The sequence below is a fragment of the Nonomuraea polychroma genome (assembly GCF_004011505.1).
In the GTDB taxonomy this organism is placed as follows: domain Bacteria; phylum Actinomycetota; class Actinomycetes; order Streptosporangiales; family Streptosporangiaceae; genus Nonomuraea; species Nonomuraea polychroma.
Genome location: NZ_SAUN01000001.1, coordinates 10,811,053 through 10,836,368 on the forward strand (window position 1 = coordinate 10,811,053; position 25,316 = coordinate 10,836,368).

The 25,316-nt window shown below is 68.5% G+C and carries 27 protein-coding genes; 17 read left to right on the forward strand and 10 right to left on the reverse strand.

Annotated features, from left to right (window positions below; all coding sequences use genetic code 11):
* Positions 1–46 precede the first annotated feature (46 nt).
* Both fdhD and EDD27_RS55165 read right to left on the reverse strand, forming a co-directional pair.
* Positions 47–898 (reverse strand): formate dehydrogenase accessory sulfurtransferase FdhD, encoded by an 852-nt coding sequence (gene fdhD, locus EDD27_RS50510; RefSeq protein WP_127939830.1) that lies wholly within the window; start codon positions 896–898, stop codon positions 47–49.
* Positions 895–1,059, reverse strand: a complete 165-nt coding sequence (locus EDD27_RS55165; protein WP_164903392.1) for a hypothetical protein — start codon at positions 1,057–1,059, stop codon at positions 895–897. Before EDD27_RS55165 ends, fdhD begins: the two co-directional genes overlap by 4 nt.
* A gap of 33 nt (positions 1,060–1,092) precedes the next feature.
* On the opposite strand from EDD27_RS55165, the gene EDD27_RS50515 reads away from it, so the two are divergent.
* The 7 genes from EDD27_RS50515 to bfr all read left to right on the forward strand — a co-directional run bounded on the left by EDD27_RS50515 (position 1,093) and on the right by bfr (position 6,044).
* Positions 1,093–1,905: a biotin--[acetyl-CoA-carboxylase] ligase gene (locus EDD27_RS50515; protein ID WP_127939831.1), complete on the forward strand. Its 813-nt coding sequence runs from the start codon at positions 1,093–1,095 to the stop codon at positions 1,903–1,905.
* A gap of 117 nt (positions 1,906–2,022) precedes the next feature.
* Positions 2,023–2,532: a PH domain-containing protein gene (locus EDD27_RS50520; RefSeq protein ID WP_127939832.1), complete on the forward strand. Its 510-nt coding sequence runs from the start codon at positions 2,023–2,025 to the stop codon at positions 2,530–2,532.
* Positions 2,529–3,494, forward strand: coding sequence for an adenylate/guanylate cyclase domain-containing protein (locus tag EDD27_RS50525; protein WP_127939833.1), 966 nt, complete (start codon positions 2,529–2,531; stop codon positions 3,492–3,494). The genes EDD27_RS50520 and EDD27_RS50525 overlap by 4 nt, the downstream gene beginning before the upstream one ends.
* A 15-nt stretch (positions 3,495–3,509) precedes the next feature.
* Positions 3,510–4,595, forward strand: a complete 1,086-nt coding sequence (locus EDD27_RS50530; protein WP_127939834.1) for an S-(hydroxymethyl)mycothiol dehydrogenase — start codon at positions 3,510–3,512, stop codon at positions 4,593–4,595.
* The gene (locus EDD27_RS50535) at positions 4,596–5,216 is read left to right on the forward strand and encodes an MBL fold metallo-hydrolase (RefSeq protein WP_127939835.1); all 621 of its coding nucleotides are present in this window, start codon (positions 4,596–4,598) and stop codon (positions 5,214–5,216) included.
* A 139-nt stretch (positions 5,217–5,355) separates the two neighbouring features.
* Entirely contained in the window at positions 5,356–5,532 is a 177-nt protein-coding gene (locus EDD27_RS50540; protein WP_127939836.1) for a (2Fe-2S)-binding protein, read from the forward strand.
* 26 nt (positions 5,533–5,558) lie between these two features.
* Positions 5,559–6,044, forward strand: coding sequence for a bacterioferritin (bfr, locus tag EDD27_RS50545; RefSeq protein WP_127939837.1), 486 nt, complete (start codon positions 5,559–5,561; stop codon positions 6,042–6,044).
* Positions 6,045–6,072: 28 nt separating this feature from the next.
* On the opposite strand, the gene EDD27_RS50550 is transcribed toward bfr, so the two are convergent.
* Positions 6,073–8,331, reverse strand: a complete 2,259-nt coding sequence (locus tag EDD27_RS50550; protein WP_127939838.1) for a glycoside hydrolase family 95 protein — start codon at positions 8,329–8,331, stop codon at positions 6,073–6,075.
* A gap of 87 nt (positions 8,332–8,418) precedes the next feature.
* On the opposite strand from EDD27_RS50550, the gene EDD27_RS50555 reads away from it, so the two are divergent.
* Positions 8,419–9,288 (forward strand): NAD-dependent epimerase/dehydratase family protein, encoded by an 870-nt coding sequence (locus EDD27_RS50555; protein WP_241564678.1) that lies wholly within the window; start codon positions 8,419–8,421, stop codon positions 9,286–9,288.
* Here the strand turns inward: EDD27_RS50555 and EDD27_RS50560 are convergent.
* On the reverse strand, positions 9,270–10,322 hold the full coding sequence (locus tag EDD27_RS50560; protein ID WP_127939839.1) for a class I SAM-dependent methyltransferase: 1,053 nt from the start codon (positions 10,320–10,322) through the stop codon (positions 9,270–9,272). The two genes, EDD27_RS50555 and EDD27_RS50560, sit on opposite strands and share 19 nt — an antisense overlap.
* Before the next feature lie 371 nt (positions 10,323–10,693).
* Here EDD27_RS50560 and EDD27_RS50565 point away from each other — a divergent pair, with 371 nt between their 5' ends.
* Positions 10,694–11,362 (forward strand): response regulator transcription factor, encoded by a 669-nt coding sequence (locus EDD27_RS50565; protein ID WP_043620820.1) that lies wholly within the window; start codon positions 10,694–10,696, stop codon positions 11,360–11,362.
* A 4-nt stretch (positions 11,363–11,366) separates the two neighbouring features.
* The gene (locus tag EDD27_RS50570; RefSeq protein ID WP_127939840.1) at positions 11,367–12,644 is read left to right on the forward strand and encodes an ATP-binding protein; all 1,278 of its coding nucleotides are present in this window, start codon (positions 11,367–11,369) and stop codon (positions 12,642–12,644) included.
* Here EDD27_RS50570 and EDD27_RS50575 read toward each other — a convergent pair.
* Positions 12,628–13,110, reverse strand: a complete 483-nt coding sequence (locus tag EDD27_RS50575) for a GtrA family protein (RefSeq protein WP_127939841.1) — start codon at positions 13,108–13,110, stop codon at positions 12,628–12,630. The two genes, EDD27_RS50570 and EDD27_RS50575, sit on opposite strands and share 17 nt — an antisense overlap.
* Before the next feature lie 451 nt (positions 13,111–13,561).
* Here EDD27_RS50575 and EDD27_RS57515 point away from each other — a divergent pair, with 451 nt between their 5' ends.
* The 5 genes from EDD27_RS57515 (at position 13,562) to EDD27_RS50600 (ending at position 18,296) form a co-directional block, all read left to right on the forward strand.
* Complete coding sequence (locus EDD27_RS57515; RefSeq protein WP_241564679.1) at positions 13,562–13,924, forward strand: ABC transporter permease; 363 nt, start codon at positions 13,562–13,564, stop codon at positions 13,922–13,924.
* Between the two features lie 466 nt (positions 13,925–14,390).
* Positions 14,391–15,707: an AAA family ATPase gene (locus EDD27_RS50585; protein WP_241564680.1), complete on the forward strand. Its 1,317-nt coding sequence runs from the start codon at positions 14,391–14,393 to the stop codon at positions 15,705–15,707.
* A 163-nt stretch (positions 15,708–15,870) separates the two neighbouring features.
* Positions 15,871–16,311 carry a hypothetical protein gene (locus tag EDD27_RS56140; protein ID WP_206642017.1) on the forward strand — a complete coding sequence of 147 codons (441 nt, stop codon included), beginning with the start codon at positions 15,871–15,873 and terminating at the stop codon, positions 16,309–16,311.
* 459 nt (positions 16,312–16,770) lie between these two features.
* Positions 16,771–17,208, forward strand: a complete 438-nt coding sequence (locus tag EDD27_RS50595; RefSeq protein WP_241564681.1) for a signal protein — start codon at positions 16,771–16,773, stop codon at positions 17,206–17,208.
* A gap of 224 nt (positions 17,209–17,432) precedes the next feature.
* On the forward strand, positions 17,433–18,296 hold the full coding sequence (locus EDD27_RS50600; RefSeq protein WP_127939844.1) for a pentapeptide repeat-containing protein: 864 nt from the start codon (positions 17,433–17,435) through the stop codon (positions 18,294–18,296).
* Here EDD27_RS50600 and EDD27_RS50605 read toward each other — a convergent pair.
* Complete coding sequence (locus tag EDD27_RS50605) at positions 18,262–18,654, reverse strand: hypothetical protein (protein ID WP_127939845.1); 393 nt, start codon at positions 18,652–18,654, stop codon at positions 18,262–18,264. The genes EDD27_RS50600 and EDD27_RS50605 overlap by 35 nt on opposite strands.
* Before the next feature lie 201 nt (positions 18,655–18,855).
* On the opposite strand from EDD27_RS50605, the gene EDD27_RS50610 reads away from it, so the two are divergent.
* On the forward strand, positions 18,856–19,683 hold the full coding sequence (locus tag EDD27_RS50610) for a tyrosine-type recombinase/integrase (protein ID WP_127939846.1): 828 nt from the start codon (positions 18,856–18,858) through the stop codon (positions 19,681–19,683).
* Positions 19,684–19,893: 210 nt separating this feature from the next.
* On the opposite strand, the gene EDD27_RS50615 is transcribed toward EDD27_RS50610, so the two are convergent.
* Positions 19,894–21,057, reverse strand: coding sequence for an acyl-CoA dehydrogenase family protein (locus EDD27_RS50615; RefSeq protein WP_127939847.1), 1,164 nt, complete (start codon positions 21,055–21,057; stop codon positions 19,894–19,896).
* Between the two features lie 126 nt (positions 21,058–21,183).
* On the opposite strand from EDD27_RS50615, the gene EDD27_RS50620 reads away from it, so the two are divergent.
* Positions 21,184–22,497 (forward strand): UDP-glucose dehydrogenase family protein, encoded by a 1,314-nt coding sequence (locus EDD27_RS50620; protein ID WP_127939848.1) that lies wholly within the window; start codon positions 21,184–21,186, stop codon positions 22,495–22,497.
* Between the two features lie 34 nt (positions 22,498–22,531).
* Here EDD27_RS50620 and EDD27_RS50625 read toward each other — a convergent pair whose 3' ends face one another.
* The 3 genes from EDD27_RS50625 to EDD27_RS50635 all read right to left on the reverse strand — a co-directional run bounded on the left by EDD27_RS50625 (position 22,532) and on the right by EDD27_RS50635 (position 25,201).
* Positions 22,532–23,413 (reverse strand): GNAT family N-acetyltransferase, encoded by an 882-nt coding sequence (locus tag EDD27_RS50625; RefSeq protein ID WP_127939849.1) that lies wholly within the window; start codon positions 23,411–23,413, stop codon positions 22,532–22,534.
* Between the two features lie 101 nt (positions 23,414–23,514).
* On the reverse strand, positions 23,515–23,991 hold the full coding sequence (gene purE, locus EDD27_RS50630; protein ID WP_127941483.1) for a 5-(carboxyamino)imidazole ribonucleotide mutase: 477 nt from the start codon (positions 23,989–23,991) through the stop codon (positions 23,515–23,517).
* A gap of 61 nt (positions 23,992–24,052) precedes the next feature.
* Positions 24,053–25,201 carry a 5-(carboxyamino)imidazole ribonucleotide synthase gene (locus tag EDD27_RS50635; protein ID WP_127939850.1) on the reverse strand — a complete coding sequence of 383 codons (1,149 nt, stop codon included), beginning with the start codon at positions 25,199–25,201 and terminating at the stop codon, positions 24,053–24,055.
* Between the last annotated feature and the right edge of the window lie 115 nt (positions 25,202–25,316).

Sequence of the window (25,316 nt, forward strand, 5' to 3'; positions counted from 1 at the left end):
TCTCGGAACGGTTTGTTCTGTTCCGAGAATATCAGAACGGAATGCTTCATTCCATCACTGGGGCAATGATCCTTTCCTGGCCCGCGTACACGTTGCACCGCTCTCCCCGCAGGAAGCCCACCAGGGTCATACCGAACTCCCTGGCCAGGTCCACGGCCAGCGACGACGGCGCCGACACCGCGCACACCGCCGGGATCCCGGCCGCCAGCGCCTTCTGCATGATCTCGTAGCTGGCCCGGCCGCTGACCATGAGCACGTGCTCGGCCAGCGGCAGCCGTCCCGCCAGCGCGGCCCAGCCGACCAGCTTGTCCACGGCGTTGTGCCGTCCCACGTCCTCGCGCAGCGCCACCAGGGTGCCGGCGGCCGAGAACAACCCGGCCGCGTGCAGCCCGCCGGTCTTGCCGAACACGCCCTGCGCCCGGCGCAGCGCGTCCGGCAGCCCGTACAGGATGTCGGGGGTGAGCCGGAGCGTCCCCTCCGGGATGGGCACGCAGCGGTCGCGCAGTGCGTCGAGGCTGGCCGAGCCGCAGACGCCGCACGCGCTGGAGGTGAGGAAGTGCCGGTCCAGCGCGGGCAGGTCGGGGATGGGGCCGCGCAGGCGCACGGTGACCGTGTTGTAGCGGGCATCCGGCGGGAGGTCCTCGTCGGTGCAGTAGACGATGGCCGCGACGTCACCGGAGCGCACGAGCCCTTCGCCCTGCAGGAACCCGGCGGCCAGTTCGAAGTCGTGGCCCGGCGTGCGCATGGTGATGGCGACGGTCTTGCGGTCGCCGTCCGGCGCGGTGAGCCGGATCTCCAGCGGCTCCTCCGTGGCCAGGTCGTCGCGCCGGTCATGGGCGACGGAGCCGGTGATCTCCCGGATCCTGGCCCGGGTGGTGGGGCCGGGTCGCTTCTTCATGGCGCCCGCCGCGACAGGGCCTCCCGGCAGTACGCCGGGTCGGGGAGCACCTCCAGGAAGTTGCCGCCCGAGGAGATGAGCACGTCCAGGTCTCCTCGGTGGGCGGCGCCGGACGGCCGCCAGGAGGCCAAGATGCGCGGGTCCAGACGCTTGCTGCTCATGTCTCACATCTTCCCTCCTGCGAAGATGTGAGAATGCGCTACTCCGACCTCGACCGGCCGCCCCTCTCCGAGGCGGCGCTCAACCGCGCCCTGGTCCGCCCGGGCGGCCTGTGGACGGGCGTCACCGTCGTCGACAGCACCGGCTCCACCAACGCCGACCTGGCCAAGGCGGCGAGCGAGGGAGCCGCCGAGGGTGCGGTGCTGGTGGCGGAGGAGCAGCTCGCCGGCCGCGGCAGACTGGGGCGTGCCTGGACGGCGCCGCCGCGCTCCGGGCTGACGTTCTCGATCCTGCTGCGGCCGCAGGTCCCGGTGACCGCGCAGGGCTGGTTGCCGCTCCTGTACGGCGTCGCCGCCGCCTCGGCCGTACGCCGCCTCGCCGAGGTCGACGTGCTCCTGAAGTGGCCCAACGACCTCCTGATCGGCGAGCGCAAGCTGGCCGGGGTGCTGGCGGAGCGGGCCGACGACGCCGTCGTCATCGGCATGGGGCTCAACGTGTCACTCAAGGCCGAGGAACTGCCCGTGGAGACGGCCACGTCGCTGGCCATCGAGGAGGCGGCGTGCCTGGACCGGGATCCGCTGCTCAGGGCCGTGCTCAGGGAGGTCGAGAGCCACTACAGGGAGTGGACGGCGGCGGGCGGCGACGCCGACGCCTCCGGGCTGCACTCGGCCTACCTGGCGGCGAGCGCCACGATCGGCCGCCTGGTGCGGGTGGAGCTGCCCAACGGGCAGGTGCTGATCGGGCAGGCGACCGGCGTGGACACCTTCGGCCACCTGCAGGTGGCGGCCGAGGACCAGCGTCACACGCTGAGCGCGGGGGACGTGGTGCACGTACGGATCGCGGGATGAACCGGGTGGCTCGTGACGGAGCACGGCATGACCTGGTTTCTTCGCACGGAGCCTGGGATGAGCCGGTTACGTCGTTTCTCATAGCCGCCGGGCGGCGATGATGGCACGATTTGGCCCATGACCCTTCCCGACCACCATCTGACGCAGGGTGAGCGGCGCATCCGGTCCTTCCACCCGCACTGGAAGCGGCTCATCGGCCCGTTCGTCGCGCTCATCCTCATCGCCGCCGCCTCGGGCGCGGCGCTGTGGTTCATACCTGAGTGGGAGTTCGCCTTCTACGCCAGGATCGCCGTCGTCGTCATCGCGCTCATCCTGCTGACGATCTGGTCGTTCGTGCCCTACCTGCAGTGGAAGAACACCGGCTACGTGCTGACCACGCACCGCTTCACGATCAGCACGGGCGTGCTCAACAAGTCCACCGACGAGATCCCGATCACCAAGGTCAACACGGTCAGCTCCGACCAGACGTTCCCCGAGCGCCTGCTCGGCTGCGGCACGTTGACCGTCGAGTCGGCCGGCGACCGCGGCGAGATCGTGCTCCGTGACATCCCGAAGATCCAGGATGTCCGTACCGACCTGTTCAGGCTCGTCGAGGACGCCACGGACGGCGAGCTCGACGGCCGTTGAGCTCTGATCCGCGGGGGCGGCCGACCGCCGAGGAGATCGAGCGGCGGCTGCTCGGCCTGCCTCCCCGCTACACGCGCGCGCAGGTCGCGGCGCTGGCCGGCGTGTCGCAGGAGCTGGCGGCGCGTATCTGGCGGGCGCTCGGGTTCGCCCAGCGCGCCGACGACGACGCGGCGTTCACCGACGCCGACGTCGACGCCCTGCGCCGGGTACGCAGCATGCTCGGCAGCGGCCTGCTCGACGAGGAGACGGTCGTCCGCATGGCCCGCGCGCTCGGCCAGACCACCGCCAGGCTGGCCCAGTGGCAGGCCGAGATCATGACGGGCTCGATGCTGCCGAAAGACCCCGACGAAGGCGACCTGGCCGACGTGCTGGACACCGCCCAGGAGCTGCTGCCGGACTTCGAGCACGTGCTGATCCACGTCTGGCGGGCCCAGCTCGCCGCGGCCGGCACGCGGTTGCTGGCCCTCGCCGACGGCCACGACGAGCTGGTGCCGACCCGCGTGTCGATGGCGGTGGGGTTCGCGGACCTGGTGTCGTTCACCCGGCGCGCCCGCGAGCTGGACGAGCGGGAGCTGGCGGAGCTGGTGGAGGGTTTCGAGTCGCGGGCCTCCGACGTGGTGGCCACGCACGGCGCCAGGCTGGTCAAGACGCTCGGCGACGAGGTGCTGTTCACGGCGCCGACCCCGGCGCAGGCGGCGGCGATCGCGCTCGACCTGGTCGATGCCGAGGAGCTGCGCATCGGCATGGCTTATGGCCCGGTGCTGCCCGTGATGGGCGACGTCTTCGGCACCACCGTCAATCTGGCCGCCAGGCTCACCGCGATCGCCCGCCCGGGCACCGTGCTGGTGGACCCCGAGCTGGCCGGCGCGCTGGACGGCCACGAGCTGCACAAGATCAGACGCCGCCCGGCGAGAGGCCTCGGCGTGGTGCAGCCCTATGTCTTGCGGAGATCATCCTCCTGACACAAGATGGCTGCCATGCCGTACGAAGTGCAGGGCGTCATCGCCCGAGGTAAGGGCCAGGAAGTTACCCTCGAGACGGTCGTGGTGCCGGACCCGGGGCCGGGTGAGGCCGTCGTGAACGTGCAGGCCTGCGGCGTCTGCCACACCGACCTGCACTATCGGGAAGGCGGCATCAGCGACGACTTCCCGTTCCTGCTGGGCCACGAGGCCGCGGGCGTCGTCGAGGCGGTCGGTCCCGGCGTCACCGAGGTCGAGCCGGGCGACTTCGTGATACTCAACTGGCGCGCGGTGTGCGGCCAGTGCCGCGCCTGCCTGCGCGGCCGCCCCTGGTACTGCTTCAACACGCACAACGCGGCGCAGAAGATGACGCTCAAGGACGGCACAGAGCTGTCCCCGGCCCTGGGGATCGGCGCGTTCCTCGAGAAGACCCTGGTCGCGGCCGGGCAGTGCACCAAGGTCTCCGCAGAGGCCCCGGCGCAGGTCGCGGGCCTGCTGGGGTGCGGGGTGATGGCCGGCATCGGCGCGGCGATCAACACCGGCGGCGTGACCCGCGGCGACAGCGTGGCCGTGATCGGCTGCGGTGGCGTCGGGGACGCGGCCATCCTGGGCTCCTCGCTGGCCGGCGCCGCCAAGATCATTGCGGTTGATGTGGACGACCGCAAACTGGAGTGGGCCCGCGACTTCGGCGCCACCCACACGGTCAACTCTCGGGAGAACGACCCGGTCGAGGCCATCCGCGAGCTGACCGGCGGCTTCGGCGCCGACGTGGTCATCGAGGCCGTCGGCCGCCCCGAGACCTACAACCAGGCCTTCTACGCCCGGGACCTGGCCGGCACGGTCGTCCTGGTCGGCGTGCCGACGCCGGAGATGAAGCTGGAGCTGCCGCTGCTGGACGTCTTCGGCCGCGGCGGGTCGCTGAAGTCGTCCTGGTACGGCGACTGCCTGCCGAGCCGCGACTTCCCGATGCTGATCGATTTGTTCCTGCAGAACCGGCTGCCGCTCGACAAGTTCGTCTCGGAGACGATCGGGATCGGCCAGGTGGAGGAGGCGTTCGCCAAGATGCACCGCGGCGAGGTGCTGCGTTCGGTGGTGACGTTCTAGATGATCGACCGTGTCATCACCTCCGGGACGTTCTCGCTGGACGGCGGCACCTGGGAGGTCGACAACAACGTCTGGCTGATCGGCGACGCCCGCGAGGTGATCGTGATCGACGCCGCCCACGATGCGAACGTGATCGCCGAGCGGGTCGGCGGGCGCACGGTCAAGGCCATCATCTGCACGCACGCGCACAACGACCACATCAACGCCGCCCGGCCGCTGGCCGAGCTGACCGGGGCGCCGATCCGGCTGCACCCCGCCGACCAGGTGCTGTGGGACATGGAGTACGGCGACGCGGTGCCGTACCAGCCGCTGACCGACGGCGAGCGCATCGAGGTCGGCGGTTGCGCGCTGGAGATCCTGCACACCCCCGGCCACGCCCCCGGCGCGGTCTGCGTGCACGGGCGGGAGCTCGGCGCGCTGTTCAGCGGCGACACCCTGTTCAAGGGAGGCCCGGGCGCGACCGGCCGCTCGTACTCCTCCTTCGACACGATCATCGAGTCGATCAGGAAGCGCCTGCTGACGCTGCCGGCGGAAACCGTCGTGCACACCGGCCATGGCGACTCCACCACGATCGGCGCCGAGGCTCCGCATCTGGAGGAGTGGATCGCCCGAGGGCACTGATCGAGACAGGCCGTAATCTCCCGCTCGCAGAGGGATACAGGAGTGTGGCCCACCTAACGTAGGCAAGCCTTACCAAAGTGGGCTATCTTAGGTGTGCCTAACCTTGGCGTCCCAACCCTTCACGAGAGGCCGTCCCTGGATGTACGTGTGCATTTGTCGTGCTGTGACCGAAAACGAGGTCCACGACTGTATTGCCTCAGGGGCGACGAGCGCGAAGCAGATTCGCGACACCACCGGGGCTGGTGGGGACTGTGCCCGATGTGTACGGAAGATCTGTGCGATCCTGAAACGGTCGGAAGAACTGACGACCGCATAGCCGGATAGCAGCAAGGGGCCCGTCACATGCAGGGCGACAAGCAGATCATCGAGTTGCTCAACGAACAGTTGACCGCCGAACTCACCGCGATCAACCAGTACTTCCTGCACGCGAAGATGCAGGAGAACTGGGGTTACACCAAGCTCGCCGAGCACACGCGCGAAGAGTCGATCGACGAGATGCGCCATGCCGAGCGCCTCACTGATCGCATCCTCTTCCTGGAGGGCCTGCCCAATTATCAGAGACTTGGCACCCTGCACATCGGGCAGACCGTCGAGGAGCAGTTGAGGGCCGACCTGGAAGTGGAGATGTCGGTGGTGCAGCGGCTGCGCCCGGCGATCGCCCTCATGCGCGAGAAGGGCGACATCACCTCGGCCAACATTTTCGAGGACATCCTGCGGGACGAGGAACAGCACATCGACTACCTGGAGACGGAGCTCGGCCTGATCAACAGCCTGGGCATCCAGCTCTACCTGGCCCGCTACGCCGAGCCGCCGTCCGCCGACGACTGACCGCACGACGGGCGGGCGAGCCCGCGGCTCACCCGCCCATCGTGTACGACTCTCCGGCCCGCGCCTGCCAGCTCCACGTGTCCCCGGAACGGCTCCCGCCGTCCCACATCCGGCCCTCGACGGCTGCCCGCACCCTGATCTCCCCGGTGCGCCCCGCGTGCAGCGTCACCTTCTCGGCGGCCCCGTCGCGCCACGAGACGTCCACCGTCACGTCGCCCCGGGCCCTCAGCCCGCGCACCGACCCGGTACGCCAGGCCCGCGGCAGCGCGGGCAACACGTGGATCACCCCCTGGTGGCTCTGCACCAGCATCTCCGCGATGCCCGCGACGGCCCCGAAATTGCCGTCGATCTGGAACGGCGGGTGCGTGTCCCACAGGTTGTCCAGCGTCGAGTGCTTGAGCAGCTCGCCCAGCATCCGGTGCGCATGATCGCCATCGAGCAGCCGCGCCCAGAAGTTGATCTTCCAGGCCTTGCTCCACCCCGTGCCGCCGTCGCCTCTGGCCGCCAGCGTGACCTTGGCGGCCTCGCCCTCGGGGCTGCCTGCGACGATCTGCCGCCCGGGGTGCAGCCCGAACAGGTGTGAGACGTGCCGGTGCTGGTTGTCCTGCTCGTCCCAGTCGGCCTTCCACTCCTGCAACTGGCCCCATGACCCGATCCGCAGCCCGGGATCCAGCCTCTCCAGCGCCTCCAGCACCCGTGCACGGAACTCGGCGTCCACGTCCAGGATCTCCGCCGCCTCCGCGACGTTCGTGAACAGGTCCCAGACAATCTGCTGCGCCATCGAGGCTCCCGCCGAGAAGTCCCCATGCTCGGGGGAGTAGCTCGGGGACACGACGAGCATCCCATCGCCCGGGTCGGCGTGCAGCGTGTCCAGCCAGAGCTCGGCCGCCCCCTTCATCACCGGATAGGCGCTCTCGCGCAGGTAGCCCACGTCTCCGCTGAACCGGTAACGGTCGTACAGGTGCTGCGTGACCCAGGCCGCCGCTTCGGGGAACCAGAAGGCGGTGGCCCAGTCGTGCACGCCGGTGAACCCGAACGGGTTCGTCTCGTTGTGCACCACCCACCCGTCCGCCTCGAACATCTCCCGCGCCGTCCGCCGGCCCGGCGCCATCAGCGCCCGCGCGAAGTCGTCGTAGGGGCGGGCCGTCTCGGTCAGGTTCACCACGTCCGCGGGCCAGTAGTTCATCTGCAGGTTGATGTTGACGTGGTAGTCGCCTGCCCAGGCCGGGCTGGTGGAGTCGTTCCACACCCCTTGCAGGTTCGCCGGCAGCGACCCGGCCCGGGAGGACGCGATCAGCAGGTAGCGCCCGTAGGCGAAGAACAGCGCCTCCAGCGCCCGGTCGGCGGCCGAATCGCCGCCGGTGTACGACGCCCGCAGCCGATCCGTCGGCACCTCCGGCGTCTCCTGCCCGAGATCCAGCTCCACCCGGTCGAACAGCCCCGCGTAGTCGTCCCTGTGTGCCTGCCTGAGCGCCTCGTACCCCTGCGCCACCGCCTTGTCCACGGTCGCGGTGACGACGTCGTGCGGGTCGTCGCCACGGTACGCCGGGTAGACGGGGGCGTAGTCGGTGCCGGCGGACAGCACGAACACCGCGCTGTCGGCCCCGGCGACGATGATCCGGTCGGCTCCGTCCGTACGGGTGCCGCCCTCCACGACCACCTGCACCTGAGCCTCGAACACCATCCCGTTGTCCGCCAGCGCCCCGCGCATCGTCAGCCGCCCGTCCGCGACGCTGACCCGCTTGTCGTCGTGCGGCGAGGACGCGCGCAACGTGAACTCCACCGCGCCAGGCCGGTCGGCCGAGATCCGCCCGACGATCACGTTGCCCGGGTGGCAGGCGAAGTACTCGCGCGAGTGCCGCACCCCACCGGCCGTGTACGTCACCGTGGCCACGGCCTCGCGCAGGCTCAGCTCCCTGCGATAGCCGGTGGCGGGGGAGTCCTCGGGCAGGTCCAGCCACAGGTCGCCGAAGGTCTGGTACGCCCCGAAGCCGGACTTCGGCTGGCCCAGCGCGGCTGCGACCTCCTCCGGCACCATGCGCCCCTCGCGGTCCAGCCGCTCGCGGACCTCGGCGAGCGCGCCCGGCCGCGGGGCCGTCCAGTTGCCGAAGTCGTACCCCTGCCGCGACCCCGGACCTCCCGTCCACAGGGTCTTCTCGTTGAACTGGATCTGTTCGAGTGCCGTGCCGCCGAAGATCATCGCGCCGAGCGCCCCATTGCCGATCGGCAGCGCCTCGGTCTCCCAGTCGACAGCGGGCCGGTCATACCAGAGGGTTAAGCCTGTCATGAGGGACAACGGTAACTAAGTGGTCCACGGGAATGCGGGTCAAGTGGACTATTTGCGTGGACCGGCCACGTCCTAACGTGGCGTGGCATGACCATGCATGTCTTCCTGGCCGGCGGCGCCGGTGTGCTGGGCCGCCGGATCGTGCCGCTGCTGGTCGCCCGGGGGCACACGGTGACCGCCACGACCCGCGACGAGGCGAAGGCCGTGCTGCTGCGGGACCTGGGGGCCGTACCCGTGCGGGTGGACGTCTACGACGCCGCCGCGCTGCGGACCGCGCTCGCCGAGTCCGGCGCCGACGTCGTGATGCACCAGCTGACGGATCTGAGCGGGGGTGACTTCGCGGCCAACAGCCGGATCCGCGTGATCGGGACCCGCAACCTGGTCGACGCGGCCCTGGCCGCCGGAGTGCGGCGCATCGTGGCGCAGAGCATCTCGTGGGTGTACGAGCCGGGTGACGCACCCGCCGCCGAGGAAACCCCGCTCGACATGCACGCGCCGGAGCCGCGCCGGCCCATGGTCGAAGCGGTCGCGGCCCTGGAATCGGCGGCGCGGGAGCTGCCGGAGTGGGTGGTGCTGCGCTACGGGATGTTCTACGGGCCGGGCACCTGGTTCGAGCCGCGCGGGCTGCGGGCGGACCAGGCCCGTTCGGGCGGCCTTGTGGCCAATGCGGACGTGACGAGCTTCGTGCACGTCGACGATGCCGCGGCCGCCGCCGTCCAGGCCCTCGACTGGCCGTCCGGGCCCGTGAACGTGTGCGATGACGAGCCCGCTCCCGCGTACGACTGGCTGCCCGCGTTCTGCGGGGCGGTCAGGGCGCCCGCGCCGGCGGAGGACGACGCGCCGCGGAACGGGTTCGCGCGCGGCGCGGACAACCGGTACGCCCGCAAGCACCTCGGCTGGACGCCGGCGTACACGTCCTGGCGCGAAGGCTTCGCGGCTTACGGGATCAGCCGGTAGAAACGCCAGAACCCGAAGTCCTCGATCGGCAGCACCTCGATGTCGCCGAAACCGGCCTCCCGCGCGTACCGGCGCAACGTGTCCGGCCGCATCACGGTGCCGGTCCCGGCCGACGGCTGGTCGTGCATCCCGTCCGGCAGGCAGATGAGCAGGCTGAAGCCGTACATCAGCCGCTCGGTGTCGTCGGCCGGGGCCGTGAAGGACTCGCCCACGGCCTCGTCCATGATGACGACCGCCCCGCCGGGCGCGATCGCGCGCCGCACCGCCGCCAGCGTGTCCACCGGCCGCGGCATGTCATGTACGCACTCGAAGGCGAAGATCGCGTCGTAGCGCCCCTCGTCCAGGAGCGCGGCGTCGCCGCGCCGGAAGGAGATCCGCTCGCCGAGGCCGGAGGCGGCCGCGTTGCGCCCGGCCAGCTCGATGGAGGGCGCGTCGATGTCGACGCCCTCCACCAGCGCCTCCGGGTACGCCCTGGCCAGCGCGATGGACGACCAGCCGCCCCCGCAGCCGACGTCGGCGATGCGGGCGCCGGGACGGCGCAACACGGCGTCGAGGTCCGGCACGCCGGCCAGGGCGCCGGGCAACGCGTGCTCGAACCAGGGCCGGTTCATGTCGGCCTGTGATTCCCGCACGTCCGCCCCGAACTGCGCCCAGCCGACCCCGCCGCCGTTCCGGTACGCCTCCAGGAGAGCGGGCATCTGCACGGCCGCGCCCGCCAGCATCCGCGCCAGCGGCGCGAGGTAGGCGAGACTGGCCTCATGCGTCAGCACCTCGGCCGCGCCCTTCGGCAACACGAAGCGGCCGTCCGGCGCGATCTCCAGGATCCCGTACGCGGCCTGCTGCTCCAGCCATTCCCTGGCGTAGCGCTCGTGGCCGCCCGCCCGCGTGACCAGCTCCCCCGGGTCGGCCGGGCCGTGCGCGGCCAGCGCGCGGTACCAGCCCATGCGGTCGCCGATGTGCACGGAGAGCACCTCGATGGTGCCGAGCGACGCCTGGAACAGACGCTCGGCGAACTCGTCGGTAGTTGTCGACATGATCGTTCTTCCTTTCCCCCACAGAATGTCCCGGACGAGGATCCGTGGAGTTCCCTCCGGCGAACAGGTCATTCGACACAGAGCGCAAAATTGTCGGGCGCACGCATGATCGCCCTCCGCGGTCCGTACCTTTTGCCGGATGCGGCACAGCTCGATCGGATCATCGAGTCGATGATGGGTTTTCTCTCGGACGGTTGAGAATTCCGTCTCCGGGAAGGATCAGCCAATGATCTCCCACGGAAAGTCGCGGTAATTTAATCACGACCAACCACCTTTTAGTCGTGTTTGCCCAGGTCAATAGATAGGTCAATGACAAGTCAAACCGCGCGCTGTGCCCGGGAAACGATCGCCTAAGGTCCTACGATCGCTTCATGACCTGCGTACTTCTAGCCGAGGACGACACCTCGATCTCCGAGCCTCTTGCGCGTGCTTTGCGCCGTGAGGGCTATCAGGTCGAGGTGAGCCCGGATGGCCCACAGGCCCTCGAGAGGGCCCTGTCGGGCGGCATCGACCTCATCGTTCTTGATCTTGGCCTGCCAGAGATGGACGGCCTCGAGGTGGCCCGCCGGATCCGGGCAGAGGGCCACGGCACTCCGGTTCTCATACTCACAGCCCGCGTCGACGAGGTCGACACGGTCGTCGGGCTCGACGCCGGCGCGGACGACTACGTCACGAAACCGTTCCGGCTGGCCGAGCTGCTGGCCCGAGTACGCGCGCTGCTACGTCGCGGCACCTCCGAGACCCCAGTGGTCCAGGGCGTGCGGATCGACGCCGACTCGCGGCGCGCCTGGATGGGGGAGAAGGAGCTACATCTCACGACCAAGGAGTTCGACCTGCTGCGCGTGCTCGTAAGGGACGCCGGCAAGGTGGTCACCCGCGAGCAGATCATGCGCGAGGTGTGGGACACCAACTGGTGGGGTTCCACCAAGACACTCGACATGCACATCTCGTGGCTACGCCGCAAGCTCGGCGACGACGCCGCCAAGCCCCGCTACATCACCACCGTCCGGGGAGTCGGCTTCCGGTTCGAACGCGAGTAGGCGGATGCGCCGTCGACTGCTCACCTCCACCCTGGTCGTCGCGGTGATCGCGGTCCTGTTGCTGGGGGTCCCCCTGGGCGTCGTGGTGAGCCGCCTGATCGTCGACGAGGCGGCTCAGGAGCTCGGGGCAGAGGCCAAGCGCCTCGTGGGTGAGGTCGAGTATGCCCGCGTACAGGAGACACCGCTCGATCCCCAGCAACTGGAACAGAAATACCCGGGCAGGTACATACAGATCTGGGAACGCGGAACCCCCCTTCGGGTGACCGTCGTCGGCACGCCGCCGCCGTCCGGTCACCTGATGACGGAGGACGCGCAGACCAACACCGGCGTCTACGTACGAATAAGCCGAGACCGTGATCAGGTCGAGCGGGACGTCCGGGCTCGCCTGCTCCTCATCGTCGCCCTGGCCGTGGCCGCCCTGGCGGTGGCCGTGAGCCTGGCCGTCGTGCAGTCCCGCCGGCTGACGCTGCCCCTGCAGGACCTCGCGAAGATCGCCGAGCGCCTGGGCTCCGGGGACGCGCGGCCGAGCAAACACCGCTACGGGATTCCCGAGCTCGACCGGGTGGCCCAGGTGCTCGATCGCAGCGCCACCCGCATCTCCGACCTGCTGACCAGGGAACGCGAGTTCGCCACCGACGCCTCGCACCAGCTCCGTACCCCGCTGACCGGCCTCACCATGCGCCTGGAGGAGATCGTCGCCGCCTCCGACCATCCCGAGGTGGTGCGTGAGGAGGGTGAGGCGGCGATCGTCCAGGCCGAGCGGCTGACCGCCGTGATCGACGAACTGCTGGCCGCGGCCCGCCGCCAGCGCCACGCCCAGGCCGAGCCGGTCGCCATCGACGAGGTGCTGGGCCAGCAGATCACCGAGTGGGAGCCGGTGTTCAGGGACGCGGGCCGCACCTTGCGGCTGGACGGGGCCCGCGAGCTGAAGGCGATGGCCACGACCGGAGGGTTCGGCCAGGTGATCGCGTCCCTGCTGGAGAACTCCCTGCGCCACGGGGGCGGCCCGGTCACCATCACGACCAGCAGCGGTGACAACTACATCGTCATCGAGGTCGCGGACGAGGGCCCCGGCATCGCCGACGAGATCGCCCCCAAGATCTTCGACCGCAACGTCAGCGGCGGCGGGGGCACCGGCCTCGGCTTGACGCTCGCCCGCGCGCTGGCCGCCGCCGACGGCGGCCGGTTGGAGCTCGTGCGCCGCCGTCCCGCGACGTTCGCCATCTTCCTGCGCCCCGCGGACGACGAGAGCAGGAACAGGGTGGTCAGCGGTCCTGCCTGACCCCGGTCTCGGGCAGCTCGAGCGGGATCGGGGCGGTGGCCTCCAGGAACACCCACTTCTTGTACGACCAGTAACGGAACAACGTGCCGAGCCCGACACCGATGATGTTGGCGATGTTGAGGCTGAGCGTGTCGTGCAGGTTGAGCGTGTAGGTGGTGAAGCCGATCGTCAGCATCCCGAACAGCAGCGCGATGCCGTTGAGCAGGAAGAACAGGAAGTATTCGCGCCTCAGGCCGCTCTGCTCGCGGTGGCGGAAGGTCCAGAAGCGGTTGCCGGCGTAGGCGAAGGTCGTGGAGACCGTCGTCGCGGCGACCTTGGACGTCAGCGGCCCCAGATCGAGCACCACGCTGCAGAGGTTGAGCAGCCCCAGGTCGATCACGAAGGCGATGGCCCCGACGCTGCCGAACTTGGCCAGCTCATGGACGAGGGACGCGAACCGGTCATAGAGGCGTCTAACGAGATCCACGTCTCCGCTCGGTCCCTTCCCTCGGCTGCCTGGTCCACCCAGCGTACCGGCCACGATGTAGGCCGGGTGTCAGACGGATGAACTTACCGCGTAAAGAGGGCACTTAGAAATATCGTTCTATGGGAGGCGATTCCGAAGGGGCGGCAATACGCTACGGTGCAGGTCGCTGGGCGGCCGTGCCTGCGAGGGCCACCCGGAACGACCGCCCAGCTCCGTCAGCTTCGCAGGCTCGGGCGCGGTCGCCGCCGAACGGCTCGGCGTCGCCCGAGCGGGCCAGGACGAGCAGATTTACATCGGGGGCCGGTGGTACACCGTCATCGGCGTACTCGACACCACCGGCCTGGCGCCGGACATCGACCGGTCCGCGCTGATCGGCTGGACGTACGCGGCGGCCCGGCTCGGCTTCGACGGCCACCCGACCACGATCTACGAGCGGTCCTCCGACGAGTCCGTGACGTCGGTGGCTGGCGTTCTGGCGGCGACGGTCTATCTGGAGCACCCGCGCGAAGTCGACGTGAGCGGGCCCTCCGACGCGCTGACGAGCCAACTGGCCGCGGCGTCCGCCTTCAGCTCCCTGTTCCTCGGGCTCGGTGCGGTCGCCTTGCTGGTCGGGGCCATCGGCATCGCCAACATCGTGATCATCTCAGTGCTGGAGCGCCGCCAGGAGATCGGCCTACGCCGTTCACTCGGCGCCACACGCCGGCAGATCCGCCTGCATTTCCTCACCGAGTCGGTCGCCGTCTCCACCCTGGGCGGGATGGTGGGCGTCGTCGTCGGCCTCGCCGTGACGCTCGGCTACGCGCTCTATCGATGATGGCCGCTCGTGCTCCCCGGCGCCGCCATCGCCGGAGGTGTGCTGCTCGCCGTCCTGATCGGCGCCCTCACCGGCCTCCACCCGGCGCGCCGCGTCGCCCGCCTCGCCCCACCGAGGCACTCTCCACCGTGTGAAGGAGCATGAGACTCGCGTCATGTCTCGCCCATCCGCAGAACAGGGCAGCTGGTCGGGTCGCATGATGCCCAGCATGCCTACAGGCGTAGATTCATTTACCATGATAGAAGTAATTGATTTACACTAATATCCGTAAGCCGAGTTGGAGTATGCCGGGGCGGCCATGGACAAGCCATCTCAGATCATTGGAAGGCACCGGCAGTGGCGTGCCATCGAGCATTTTCTGCTGGGGGGCGACCGCGACGGCCCGCTACGGCTCGGCCTCGTGTCAGGGCGTCGCCGAACAGGTAAAACACAGCTTCTGACCGCGGTATGCGAGGCTCTCGGCGGTTTGTACATCGCCTGTGTCCAGGACGAGGGCGACCGTGCGGCTCGGCGTAGGTTCGCCTCTGCGCTGGCACGTCATGCCGGCCTGGGCGAGACGGTCCGTGGGGAGCCGGAATCCTGGGAGCGGTTGCTGCGGGCGGCCTTGGACACGGTGACCCGTCTGGCCCCGCCAGGCTTGCCCGGCGTCCTCGTCATCGACGAGTTCCCGTACGTGATGAGCAACGCACCTCAACTGCCGTCGCTCATTCAGCACCTGTACGACGATTCCCAGCGAGGCCAGGCTCCGGGCGGCCGGCTGATCCTCTGCGGCTCCGCACTGAGCGTCATGCACACCCTGCTGTCGGGAACGAAGCCGCTCAGAGGCCGGGCCATGATGGACATGCGCCTCAACGCGCTCGACTATCGTGAGGCGGCCAGGCTGTGGGGTCTCGACGATCCGGAGGCCGCTCTGCGCGTGCATGCCTGCGTCGGCGGCATCCCCGGCTATCGCCCTTTGATGACCGGCGGGCCGGTGTCCGCCGACCACTTCGACACGTGGGTCACCGACAATCTGCTCGCCGTTGACGTCAGTGTCTTCACCCGCACCGAGGTCGACTACCTGCTCCGCGAAGACCCGCGGATCACCGCCCGAGCCCTCTACTACGACATCCTGAGCGCGGTCGCACAAGGCGCGCACACCCCCGCCAAGATAGGCGCAGCGATAGGTCGCGACAGCAATGCCGTCCGCTACCCCATCGGTGTCCTCGAATCGGCCGGCTATCTCACGAGGGCCCAGGACCTCATTCGCAGCAGGAAGCCGACGCTTTCCGTCTGCGACCCGATCATCCGTTTCGACCGCCTTATCACTGCCCCCCACCTCGGCCAGCTCGAGCTGGGCCGCGCCGAGCAGGTATGGCGCGCCGCCGCCCCGACCTTTCGATCCAACATCCTCGGGCCACACCTGGAAGAGCTGGCCCGGGACTGGGTCCACCGCTTCGCCCCAGACGAGCTGGGCCGTCCTCTCGGCTTCGGCACGGTGGGTTTCGGCAGCGTCCAGGACAATGCGGGACGCGCCAAGCACGACATCGACGTCATCGCCACTGAGAACACCCGCGTCCATCTGATCGGCGAGGCCAAGGCCACCCTCGCCCGTCGAGGGCTGCCCGATCTCGAACGCCTGGACGGCATACGAGACTTGCTCAGCCGAGAAGGTCACGACACGACCGACCTGATCATCGCTCTCTTCTCGGTGACCGGCTTCACTCCAGACCTCGCCCGGACCGCCGCCTCCCGCGCCGACGTGGTCCTCGTCGATCTGCCGCGCCTGTACGGCATCGCATGAACGTTCCGGGAGCAGAGGCCACGTGCTCGGGGAGCGCAGCTCGAAAACAGTTCGATCATGCTGTTCCGCAGTGGTTACTCTTGCGGGCGTCTCGCATCACTTCTTGCTGATTCGGATGGTCCCACGGAGCAGCGCGGAACAAGAGCAGAGCTTGGAGGCAGCTATGGCGATGCCGAAGAAGGGCTCGCGGCTCATCACCGTCGATGGCACCGTCCTTCGCTGGCGTGTCAGCCACAAGCCGACCTACAGCCAAGACAAGAAGTGGAGCCCTCTCACCTTCGCCGTTGAGCGAGCCGAGAAGCCGGGAAGCGTCCTTGTGGTGTCACTTCCCTGCGCCCGGCCGGACAACTGGGGAGGACAGCGAACGATCGTGATCCGTCCCGTCCTCGTTGTGGGATGCATCCGGCGGGCTCTGGAACAAGGATGGAATTCGGGGCAACCGGGACCGGGATTCGCCCTTACCGTCACTGAGGATGAACTGATCGCGCTCCTGGGCGAACAGCCTCAATACCTGATCCCATTCCTCTGGGGCATGATCCCGGAAGGTGGCGGCATCAAAGACCTCCCTCGATGCACTCAGATTTGGAGTCAAGACAAGCGGTGAGGCGGTGTTGATCTCCCACATCGTCAAGGCTCGCGGAGCCCTATTGCGATCGTCAAGGGCTACACCAGCGATAGATCCTTGATCAGCCAAAAGAGCTTCCACCGTCCCTCACTGGTTCTCCGTATCTTGGACGCTCTGACGGAACGGCCACCGAACTGGAAGCGTCCCCCGCTTCGGCATGCTTCCCTTTGAAGGGCAGTCCCCCTGCTCCCGTTCGAGACACGATCGTCACGATAGAATCGCTGATCACTTTGTTCTCATTGAGACTATAATTCTCGGATGCCCCCTAGATCCGCTATACCACTTCTGCTGGTGCTCGGTCTCTTCGCTGGCTGCGGGGTGGCCCGAGAGAGCGGCCCGTACGGCGTCGTATCCTCGAAGACTGCGGCCGCGGCGGCGGAGACCATCCAAGGACGTTGGTGGACGTGGGCGGCCTCCGAGGGCGAGAGCACGAACCCTGTGACGGACACGACCGGGGAGTTCTGCGACCGGAATCAGCCAGATGATGTGTGGTTTCTCGCTGGGACCTTTGGCGGTACCGTGCAGCGGACATGCAGAATCCCTGCCGGACGGCCGGTGGTCTTCCCGCTGGTGAATCAGGTTAGCACCGAGGCGCAATGCAGGGAGTTCATGGCCACGGCGAAAGGCAAGGCCACCCTTGACGGCAACGCGGCCACGCCGGAACGGATGAAAGACGACAACGTCGCCGTGACGGGTGTAGCGGGCAATCCCCTGACCGGCGAAGAAGGAACGACCACATCGTATGCTTGTGGTATCTGGGTGCGCCTCCAACCGCTGAAGCCCGGCCGTCATACATTGACCATCCGCGGGTCCTCTGGCGGCTTCCGCACGGGCGTTGATTACACGCTCATCGTCGGGACCGACCAGCACGCATGAGTACATTTTGATAGTGCAGCGAGTGGTAATCAGGCTCACCGGCTACCGGCCCGCCTTGCAAGTCGGGATGACCGGATTCAGCCCCCTGCCGCCAAGGCGATGCGGAGTGGGACTGTGGCCAGACCCAGGGGTTCTCTCAGCGAACATCATCGCAGCTGGTCCTCCCGCGCGGTGAGACGCATCGCGGACAGGTGTTCCGATCGCAGCCGTGGCAGGTGGCGCACATGAGCGCGTTCGAGCAGCACAGCCTGCAGCCGAGTCCAGGGGCATGGGATCCTGCGTGGATCGCGCGCGGTGAGCGTCGCGGTCAGCGGTTCGAGTTGCCCGCCGGAGTGTCGAGCGTGACCTTCGACCAGGCACGGCTGGTGGACGTGGACTTTTCCGGAATGCGGTTCGCCGAGTTCACCGTTCATGGCAGCGAGTTCGAGGAATGTGACTTCACGGGCGTCGTCTTCGAGCGCCTCTCGATGGCTACGACCTGCAGACAAGGGACATGGGACGGCGTCGGCTGGCCGCAGTCGGTCTTCCGCGGTTGCGTGTTCCGACGCACCCGCTTCCCGCTCTCCACGTTCTTCGGCAACGTCCGCTTCGAGAGATGCACCTTCGACCGCTCTCGGCTGAGAGACCAGACAGACACCTTCGAAGCAGAGTTCGTCGACTGCGTCTTCCTCGGCAGGGTGCGGAACATGAACTTCCGGGGCCGCACGACCCAGCACCAGGCCGCGCTGGGCAGGGACCGCAATGACTTCACCGGAAACGACTTCACCGGCGCGGAGTTGGACTACGTCGCCTTCCATCACATCGACCTGCAGGCCCAGCGCTGGCCCGGCCTGCCCGGCTACGCGCTCCTCGACCGGATCAGCGCGCGCGTGGCCGCGGTGCTGCCCCTGCTGGAGCGGTGGCCGGACACACGGCACCGGAAGGAGGCTCGCTTCAGCCTGGAGTTCCTCGCGGACACGGCCCTGGCACAGAATGACGACCAGGCGCTGGTGAGTCCGTTGGACATGGGCCGCAAGCTGCCGCCGGCGCTCCGCGAGGAGTTGTTCGAGGCGTTCAGACGCACGTCCAGCGATACAGCCCCTGATTGAGCCGTACCGCCTCGCGGGCCAGATCCCGCAAGGCCGTGATGCGTTCGACCTCGAACTCGTCGAGCAGTTCCTCTTCGGCGTACTCACGCAGCCGCACGTCATCCACAAGGGCGAGCGCGGCAACGGTCTCTGGCGCTGCCCGGTCCACGCCCGCTGACTCGCCGTCGTCCACAATGGTCTCGCTGTCCCCGAACTCGCTGAGATCGCGTCCGCTGAGCTCCGCGACCAGCGTGTTGAGCTCGTCCAGCCACCCCTTGCAGTCGATGTACGGCAGGTTCATGCCCTCCGGCCCGCCATCTAGGGCCAGTCGGGCGGACTGATCGGAGTCCGCCGTGAAGTAGTCGACTAGAACGCCCATGGCCGGCCACTCTACCGATCAAGCCCACAGGGAACGCAGTAGGCGTGGGCCAATTGCCCCACAGGGATCAACGCCGTCGAAGACGGCGAGATACGTTGCTCTAGCTCGAAGAACGTGGAGCCCTGGCCGAACCAGAGGATCAGACGGACTGCGTCAAAGATTTAGGCCGTCTCGACTACTGACGCATGTTGAGCTGAGGGATTGGACCCTGACCCGTTCAATGCGAAGTCACTTGATCGCGACCATGATCAGGCACATGAGGTAGGACTGACCAGCACGAACAGTCAGCTGAGGCCGTCCGCGCTGGTTTCGAAGCGCGCTGCTGAAGAGATCATGGCGTGGTCGGATGAGCGAATTCACGCCTTGATCCACGCTCACCCCGCTCTCTTCCGTTTGCTTCCGATGCTCGGGGCCGCATGCGGGCTGCGGCAAGGTGAGCTGTTCGGCCTGGCTCTGGAAGACGTCGACTTCGAGGAGCGCGTCCTTCGCGTGCGTCGGCAGCTCAAGAAGCTTGGAGCCGACCACGTCTTCGCGCTGCCGAAAAACGACCGTGAGCGTGTGGTAACGCTCCCCGAATGGGCGGCTGAGGCCATCAATCGGCACGTCGTAACCTATCCGCCGCTGGTCTGCTCGCTCCCCTGGGAGAAGGCCGATGGCAAGCTACGCACTCACAACCTGCTGTTCCGCTGGACGGATGATCGCTACATCAGAGCTCGCAGCTACAACGAGACCGTGTGGAAGCCCGCGCTCGTGCAAGCGGGCTTGATTCCGGCGCCCGAAATGGACTCTCGTCAACGCACGCGTTTCACCACGGCTCGCAAAGAAGGGCTTCACCAGCTCCGCCACTACTACGCGAGCGTGATGCTGACCGACGGCGTCTCGGTCAAGGAACTCGCCGAGTACCTAGGCCACGCCGACCCAGGCTTCACCGTGCGTGTCTACGCCCACATGATGCCCGGATCTCACGACCGCGCCCGCAAGGCGATCGACGAGCGTTTCTTGCCGCATGCGGCCGCTGAATCGGCGTAGAGGGGTCATTGCCGGGATCTTCACCGGTCCCGGTAGCGGGCTATCCGCGGAAGCCTGCGAGCCAACTCCTGCTTATCGTCGAAATCCCACTGTTCTCCGTGGGGAACGCTCACGGAACAGGGACGGAACAGGCGGATGCCGAAGATCAGCCGACGTCACGGCGGACCCGGCCCATCCCACAGGAAGTGCCGGGTATCCGCACGTCAACGCCTACTTCAGGAGCTGGCGGGCCATCACCATGCGCTGGATCTGGTTGGTGCCCTCGTAGATCTGGGTGATCTTGGCGTCGCGCATCATGCGCTCCACCGGGAAATCCTTCGTGTAGCCGTACCCGCCCAGCAACTGCACCGCGTCCGTGGTGATTTCCATGGCGGCGTCCGAGGCGGCGCACTTGGCGGCGCTCGACAAGAACGTCAGGTCCTTCTGGGGCTCGCCGTGCATCGCGCGTTCCGACTTCGCGGCCGCGTGGTACGTGAGCTGCCGCGCCGCCTCCAGTTTCATGGCCATGTCGGCCACCATGAACTGCAGGCCCTGGAAGTCGGCGATCGGGCGGCCGAACTGCTTGCGCTCCTTCACGTAGCCGATCGCGTAGTCCAGTGCGCCCTGGGCGATGCCCAGCGCTTGGGCGGCGATGGTGATGCGGGTGTGGTCCAAGGTCGCCAGAGCCGTCTTGAAACCGCTGCCGGGGGCGCCGATCATGCGGCTGGCGGGGATTCTGACGTTGTCCAGGATGACCTGGCGGGTCGGGGAGCCCTTGATGCCGAGCTTTCGTTCCTTGGGGCCGAAGGAGACGCCCTCGTCCGACTTCTCCACGACGAAGGCGGAAATGCCGCGGGCGCCGGCCGACGGGTCGGTGACGGCCATCACCGTGTAGTACTCGGAGACGCCGGCGTTCGTGATCCACATCTTGGTGCCGTTGAGCACGTACTCATCGCCGTCGGCCACCGCCCGCGTCTTCATCGCGGCGGCGTCCGAGCCGGCCTCCGGCTCCGACAGCGCGTACGAGAACATGGCCTCCCCTCTGGCCACGGGCGCCAGGTAACGCGACTTCAGCTCCTCCGAGGCCGAGAGGAGGAGCGGGACGGTGCCTAGCTTGTTGACGGCGGGGATCAGGGAAGTGGACGCGCAGGCGCGGGCCACCTCCTCGATGACGATCACCGTCGCCAGCGCGTCCGCCCCGGCGCCCCCGTACTGCTCGGGGACGTGGACGGCGTGCAGGTCCGCCGCCACCAGCGCCTTGTAGACGTCCCAGGAGAACTCCTCGGTCTCGTCGGCCTCCGCGGCATGCGGAGCGATCTTCTCGTCGGCCAGGGCTCGGACGCTCTCCCTGAGCATGTCGTGCTCTTCGGCGGGCGCGTATAGAGGGAAGCTCATGCGTCAAATACTAGGACGTCCGACCATCTTGTTACCAGCGGGTACGGTTTGCGGACGGGCACCCGTGGCACGTAGCTGGTAGCGAAAGGCCGGTAGCATGCCTGCGCGATCGAAAGGAGCTCACTCGTGCCATATCGCCTCACGGTGATCGGGACCGGATACCTGGGCATCACGCATGCGGCATGCATGGCGGATCTTGGATTCGACGTCCTAGGCCTCGACATCGACGCCGACAAAGTCCGCCGCCTGAACAACGGTGAGCTCCCGATTCATGAACCGGGGCTCGAACCTGTGCTCCGCCGCGGGCTCGAATCCGGCCGCCTGCGCTTCACGACCTCCTACGAGGAGGTCGCCGAATTCGGCGATGTGCACTTCATCTGCGTCGGCACGCCGCAGAAACGCGGCGAGTACGCGGCGGACGTCTCCTACATGGACGCCGCGGTCGAATCCCTTGCCCCGCTGCTCGATCGGGAGTGCCTGGTCGTCGGCAAGTCGACCGTGCCCGTGGGGACCGCGGAGCGGCTCGCCGACAAGATGGCGCGCCTCGCCCCGGCCGGCGCCGAGGCCGAGCTGGCTTGGAATCCCGAGTTCCTGCGGGAGGGGTTCGCGGTGCAGGACACCTTGAACCCGGACCGCATCGTGTTCGGCGTCCGTACGGAACGGGCGGAGAAGGTGCTGCGTGAGGTTTACGAGCCGCTGGGTGACGTTCCGATCGTGGTGACGGATTTCGCCACGTCCGAGCTGGTCAAGACGGCCGCCAACGCTTTCCTCGCCACCAAGATCTCTTTCATCAACGCCATGGCCGAGGTCTGCGAGGCCGCCCACGCCGACGTCCAGCTGCTGTCCGAGGCGCTCTCGTACGACGACCGGATCGGCGGACGCTACCTGAACGCCGGGCTCGGGTTCGGCGGCGGTTGCCTGCCCAAGGACATCCGGGCGTTCATGGCCCGGGCCGGCGAGCTGGGCGCGGACCAGGCGCTGACGTTCCTGCGTGAGGTGGACGCCATCAACATGCGGCGGCGTGCCCGCATGGTGGACATGGCCAGGGAACTGGCAGGTGGTTCCTTCCACGGGTGCACCGTGGGCGTTCTGGGGGCGGCCTTCAAGCCGAACTCGGACGACATTCGCGACTCTCCCGCGCTCGACGTCGCCGTCACCATCGGCCACCAAGGCGGACAGGTCACCATCTACGACCCGATCGCGATCGGCAACGCTCGCAAGGCTCATCCCGAGCTGAACTACGGCGAGTCGGCTGTGGAGGCGGTTCGCGGGGCGCATGTGGTGTTGCTGCTCACGGAGTGGCAGGAGTTCGTGGAGCTCGATCCGGAGGAGCTGGGGGCGGTGGTCGCGACCCGGCGCATCGTGGACGGGCGCAACGCGCTGGACGCCGAGATATGGCGGTCGGCCGGATGGCACTACCGGGCCCTGGGGCGGCCGTAAGGCCTCACCCGGCCTCGCCGGGCCGCATGCGGCCTCACGCCCCCAGGTGGCGGACCCACTGGGTGAACAGCGGGCGATAGCCGCGGCGCAGCCAGAACGGCGTCGAGAGCGGATTCGGGAGGGCGTGGTGGAGCGTCATCGTCGTCACGCCCAGGGCCGCCGCATGGCCATGGGCCACCTCGGTGAGCACCGCGCCCACGCCGCGGCCTCGGGCGGACGGCTCCACGTACAGGACGCTCAGGTACGCCAGCGGCGTCACGTTCACGGATCGGGCGATCCACGCGGAGTGGACAGGAGGCTGCACGATGACGCAGCCCACCGCCTCCCCGTCCGGCTCGGCCAGCCAGCACCACTCCGTGGGCAGGACCTCCGTGGTCAGGAACTCGCGGATGCGGGACGGGGCCGAGGGGCGTAGGGCCACCCAGCCGAATTGCGCGTCGTACGCCACCAGTCGCTCGTACAGCCTGGCGATGGTTTCGAGGTCTCCGGCGGTGGCCCGGCGCACGCCCGGGGCCGTCGCCGGGCCCGTGGTGAGCGGGCGGACGGCCTGGGTGACGATCGGGGCGAAGTTGCGGGCGGCAAGGGCCCTCACCGGCGCGGTGTCCCGGCTCGGCCAGGACACCGTCAGCGCTTGACCGGGCGCGTCGAGGTCCAGGCCGGCCAGCCACCGGTCCAGCAGGGCGCCGAGCGCGGCCGCGGGGTCGGGGCCGGCGACGCGGGCCTGGAGCCGGTGCAGCACCAGCGGGGACCAGGCAGCCCGCATGCTGTCAGGGGCGATCCGCTCCACGGAGGCACGGCCGACGGCGTCGCGCGCCTCGATCGGCCCGCCACCTGCTCCGGGCAGCTCGTCCTGGCCCGCGACCAGCGGGTCGGCAGCCCGGACACGGGCGGCGTGCGCCCTGATCACGGCATCCATCGCGGCACACTAGCGGTCCACGGCCCCGGCGAAAAGGGCTCCCTCTGACCCAGGTCCGGATCAGGAGGATCGCGGTCTCCCGGCCGCGCCGGGAAGGCCGGTCAGAGCTCGGCGGCCTCGGCGCGCAGCCGCTCGCCCTTGGCGTACGCCTGCTCTCTGAGCTGCTCTTGGAACTCCTCCATGCGCCGCCGAAGATCGGCGTCGGAAGCGGCGAGGATGCGGACGGCCAGCAGCCCCGCATTACGTGCCCCGCCGACCGCCACCGTGGCCACCGGAACCCCGGCCGGCATCTGGACGATCGACAGCAGTGAATCCATGCCGTCGAGGTATTTCAGTGGCACCGGCACCCCGATCACCGGCAACGGCGTCACCGACGCCAGCATGCCGGGCAGGTGCGCCGCCCCGCCGGCGCCGGCGATGATCACCTTGAGGCCGCGGGAGGCGGCCTGCCGGCCATAGTCGATCATCTCGGCCGGCATGCGGTGCGCGGACACGACGTCCGCCTCGAACGGCACCCCGAACTCCGCCACCGCCTCCGCCGCGGCCTTCATCACCGGCCAGTCGGAGTCACTCCCCATGACGATCCCGATCACGCCGTCACCGCCTCCTTCGCCGCCACCGTGACGATCATGATCCCACTCACGTGTATTCTCCGGTGGTCAGGTAGACGGCGGCGTGGCGGGCGCGGGCGCGTACTTCGTCCAGGTTGGAGCCGAGGGCCGTCACGTGGCCGATCTTGCGGCCAGGGCGCACCTGCTTGCCGTAGAAGTGCACCTTGATGCCAGGGTCGTGCGCCAGCACGTGCTCATAGCGCTTGAACAGGTCCGGGTCGTCGCCGCCCAGCAGGTTGGCCATGACGACGGCCTGGGCCGTCATCGTGGGGGAGCCGAGCGGCAGGTCCAGCACGGCCCTCAAGTGTTGCTCGAACTGCGACGTCCGAGCCCCCTCGATCGTCCAGTGTCCGCTGTTGTGCGGGCGCATGGCCAACTCGTTGACCACCAGTCCACGAGCCGTCTGGAACAGCTCCACCGCCAGCAGCCCGGTCACCCCCAGCTCGTCGGCGATCTTCAGGCCGATGCGCTGGGCCTGCGCGGCGTCCTCCTGGTCCAGGCCAGGGGCGGGGGCGAGCACCTCGACGCAGATGCCGTCCTGCTGCACGGTCTCGACCACTGGGTAGCTGACGCCCTGGCCGTGCGGCGAGCGGGCCACCAGCACCGCCAGCTCCCGCTCGAACGGCACGAATGCCTCGGCCATCAGCTCGACCCCGGACGCGAACGCCTCCTCCGCCTCGGCGGCGTCGGCGCACACCCACACACCGCGGCCGTCGTAGCCGCCGCGCACCGCCTTCAGCACCACGGGCCAGCCGTGCTCGTCCGCGAAGCCCGCGACGTCGGCCGCCGACGACACCCGAGCCCAGGCCGGGCAGGGCACGCCGATGGCGGTCAGCCGCTCGCGCATGACCGCCTTGTCCTGCGCATGGACGAGCGCGTCGGCTCCCGGGTGAACGGAGTGGCCGCTCTTCGCCAGAGCCCTGATGTGCTCGGTCGGGACGTGCTCGTGGTCGAACGTGATCGCGTCGCACCCCTGGGCGAACTCACGAAGGTCGTCCAGATCGCGGTAGTCTCCGATGCGCGTGTCGACGATCACCCGTGCGGCGCTCTCGTCAGGGGCGCCGGCCAGCACCCGCAGTTCGACGCCGAGCGCGATGGCGGGCGGCTGCGACATCCTGGCCAGCTGACCCGCGCCGACGATGCCGACGACCGGTCCGATGGGGCGGTAAGAACTCACGCCAGATGAGCTTACTGGGCCTATCCCACCGAACGGTCTGAATGGTGGCTCCGCGCTTCATCTGAATTGTCGCGCAGAGACCCGGTCCCTTAGGGCCGGGAGGAAGCGCCACGCC